The organism is Sulfuricurvum sp. IAE1 (assembly GCF_004347735.1).
Taxonomy (GTDB): domain Bacteria; phylum Campylobacterota; class Campylobacteria; order Campylobacterales; family Sulfurimonadaceae; genus Sulfuricurvum.
The window spans coordinates 1-4,102 of record NZ_SLTI01000029.1 but is presented as its reverse complement, the minus strand read 5'-3'; the positions used below and the strand labels follow the sequence as shown (position 1 = coordinate 4,102).

Annotated in this window: 1 protein-coding gene; it reads left to right on the top strand. The window is 37.1% G+C overall.

The features are described 5' to 3' along the window. The first annotated feature begins 229 nt into the window (after positions 1-229). On the top strand, positions 230-4,003 hold the full coding sequence (locus E0765_RS04595; protein ID WP_132812050.1) for an SIR2 family protein: 3,774 nt from the start codon (positions 230-232) through the stop codon (positions 4,001-4,003). Positions 4,004-4,102 lie beyond the last annotated feature (99 nt).

Below are 4,102 nucleotides of genomic sequence, written 5' to 3'. Positions count from 1 at the left end.
GAGACCAAAAACATCGCTTCGACCGACTACTTCTTCGATATCGTCCGCTAAGGACGTCCTGCCCTCCTGCGGGCAGACCCTTCATTGGTTTTCGTCACTTTTTCCCCGCATCGCGGGGGATGTATTCCTAATATTTGTCTTTATTGCTCGTTATTATTTCGAAGACTTCTATACAGGCATTTCTAAAAGATAAATGGCATAATAAGGTTATTTAATCTTAGGTAGTTTGATGCGCTTTATTCCAGATGGTCCTTTTATTCCAGATGCATTATTAACTGCACGAGATGAAGGAAGAGTGGTATTTTTTTGTGGTGCAGGTGTATCGAGGTCTTCCGCAAATCTCCCAGATTTTTTAGATTTAACAAAAAAGGTCATTTCTGAATTAGGTGTTGGTGATGAGGATGCAGTTTCCACATTACTTCTTGCTGATGAAAGAATCAAGAATGATAGTGGAGAAAGAGTTTTATCTCTTGATCGCATTTTTGGGTTACTAGAACAAGATTTTAATGATCGAGACATTGAAGCTGCTGTTGCAAGAGTTCTAAAGCCCAATAACTCGTCAAATTTGTTTGCACATCAAACGATGCTTAAATTAGCGAAAACTTCACACGGCAGCACCAGAATAGTGACTACCAATTTTGACAGGTTATTTGAAAGCTGTGACCGTTCACTACCATATTTCTGTCCACCTAAATTGCCAGATCCTTCAAGTAGTCATGAATTCAATGGGATAATCCATCTACATGGTATTGTCAATGAACAATACACTGAAGCAGAGGGAAATGGATTTGTACTCTCTAGTTCGGAATTTGGTCATGCTTATTTGGCAGAAGGCTGGGCGACTCAGTTTATCAAGACAATTTTGGAAAAGTACATTGTCGTATTTGTTGGCTACTCAGCCGATGATCCACCTATTCGATATCTTTTAGAAGCTTTTAACAAACATTCATCGATGTTAGAAAGTATATATGCGTTTCATTATCAAGGTGAAGGAGATGCACAAAAAGCATGGTCATCAAAAGGGGTTATTCCCATAGAATATGAAACACATGAAATATTTTGGGCTAGTATGCAGAAATGGGCATTAAGAGCCGAAAATCCTGAAAAATGGATACAAAACGTTTTAAATAGAGCGAAAAAAGGCCCTGTTCATTTGCAACCGCATGAACGAGGGCAAGTCGCACATATCGTTTCAAATACTGATGGAATGAGACAATTAGCTATAATGAAGGAACCTTTATCGGCTGAATGGCTTTGTGTATTTGATGCAAATTTACGTTACGCTAAACCACCAATCAATTTGAAAGATGATAATCAGGGTAAAGATCCATTTGATAAGTATGCTTTAGACAGCGATATCTATATACCAATTGATTCTGATAGTTTGTACGCAAAAAGAGAAGTTCCCCTGAATGCGTGGAACTGTTTTACGCTACAAGAATCAGATAAAAAATCGTTTGAGCTCAATAACATTAGTTCATTGATGGGACACGGCTCTATGACTATGCCCGCATTGCCTAAACGTTTATCATGGCTTGGCGAATGGATTGTAAAAATAGCTGATGATCCTATAACTATTTGGTGGGCTTGTAAACAAAAAGGGGTGCACCCTGAAATCGTGGATAGGATACAACATTGTTATCGTTATCAAAAAAAGAGCCCTGAGATTGATCTATTGTGGGAAAATTTATCAATAATATGGTCGAAAAGCGATGATCCGCATGATTTTAAATCATATGTTTTAGAAGAATCTTTTAAGAAGGATCAGCTCTCATTAAAATTGTTACTGAAGCTTTTGGATTACTACCACCCAACATTGAATGTGGATACTGGTTTTGCATATAAGTCATTTCCTCCTATCGAAAAAGAAAGAAAGATAGATGATGTTGTCCATTTTGAAATAGACTATCGAAGACTTTTAGATATTGAAATTTCTGATGAATTTTTAGTTTATTACATTAAAGAATTTCGACATATTCTTGAAAAAATTGTCGTACTTGAAAAAGCATTTTGTAGACGACCATCTGAAATTGATCCGATTTATGAGGAAGATGATCCGCACCATGAAATTTCACATGATGATAAAATTTCTGCCTATGTTATACATTTTGTCAAGCTCATGCAACGACTTATCGGAAAAGATATATCCGCTGCTAAGCAAGAATTTTTATCATGGGGGAAAGATAATTCTGTCTTTGCCCGATTATCGATTTGGATTAGTGGAGAAGAACGACTTTTTCCTGCTTCTGAAGCAGCCAAAATTTTACTTGAAGTGGATGATAATGTTTTCTGGAGCAGTGCGGCACGACGGGATTTATTGATAACGTTAAAAAAACGGTGGAACGATTATGACTCTAGAAATAAAAAACAAATCGAGAAACGGATTTTACAGGGAAGAAAACCATATGACTTTGAACCGAATAGTGAGTATTTGGAAGGGCGTTCATGGGATACACTTACGGTAATTCATTGGCTGGCATTAAAAGGATGTACATTTACATTTGATGTGGAAACCAAAACACGCAAGTTGATCAAACTGGCTCCGGATTGGAAAAAAGAGTATGCGCAAAATGCAGATCGTTCATTGCAAGGACGAGGCGGATTTGTTAGAACCAATACGGATTATGATGACTTAGTGAGTATCCCATTGAAAGACGTGCTCACAAAATCAGTGCCTAGTAGGGAAGAGTTTTTATTGGAGCGTAGACCTTTTTCCGGTTTGTCGGAGGCAAAATCGGTACGTGCTTTTTTGGCACTATCATATGCGTTGAAACATGACAATTATCCAACATGGGCGTGGGAGACTTTTTTACATGCGAAAAAAAGAGAAACGGATTGTGATCGATTGATCGTTGTTATCGGGTATAGATTATTACACATACCGATAGATGATATGAAAGAACTCATTTATCCTGTAATCGCATGGTACGAAAAAATAGCAAAAAAATTGTTTTTTTCCAGACCTGATTTATTCGACTTCTTATGGAATAAACTGATTAATCTGTTAGAAACATTCCCTGAAAAGGGAGAACCCAGAATAAAGACCAATTCGAAACATTACGAATGGCTTGAGTATGCCATTAATACACCACAAGGTCGCCTTGCACATTTGTTAATGGAACTTATTCAAGATAACGATGTGACCCCTGAGACGAGATTTCCTGAACACTGGATTAGTCGTATTGAACAGCTATTACATCTATCGCATAACGTCTCTCGTTTCACTTTGGTTGTATTGTCACGAAACATTAATTGGTTTTTTTATATTGATCCAGAATGGACTGTAAATAATTTATTATCATATCTAGATGGTTCAGAAAAAGATAAAGAAGCTTTTATGAATGGCTTCTTACGAGGCAATCAAGTACCGCGTATAGACCTATACCGTATTTTAAAACCTTATATGCTTGAACTATCAGGCATAAAAAATGATTCAAGAAACTTTAATTCCAACCTTTCCGGAATACTTTTGGTTGGATGGAATACTATGGATACAGATACAGGAGAAAAGCTTATAAGCGACGAAGAGATGAAAAAGATTCTTATCCATTGCGATGAGAATTTTCGATTGGCGGTATTGTCAAATTTATTGCGTTGGATAAGAGAAGAATCCTCTAATTGGATTGAAAAAATATCGGAATTTTTACAGCAAATTTGGCCATTACACAAAAAAGCGAAAAGTACTGCCATATCGGCTCAATTGTGTGATCTGGCTTTTTCAAATATTAATGTTTTTCCTGTAATCATTAAAAGTGTCATTTATCTTGTTAAGGGGACAACGGTCAGTAATGCACGATTATCGTGGTCATATCTTCGTAAAAGTGAAATAGTAGATCAATATCCGGAAAATGTTTTGGATTTATTATTTGTTATTTTACCTGAGAACCCTCGCCAGTGGCCATACGGAATTAATGATGTGCTAGATAATCTTCTTTTGGCTAAGCCTTCTTTGAATAGAAATTTTCAATATATTGAATTAAAACGACGATGGAATGCACGATGATTCTGGACGAAGAGACCAAAAACATCGCTTCGACCGACTACTTCTTCGATATCGTCCGCTAAGGACGTCCTGCCCTCCTGCGGGCAGACCCTTCATTGG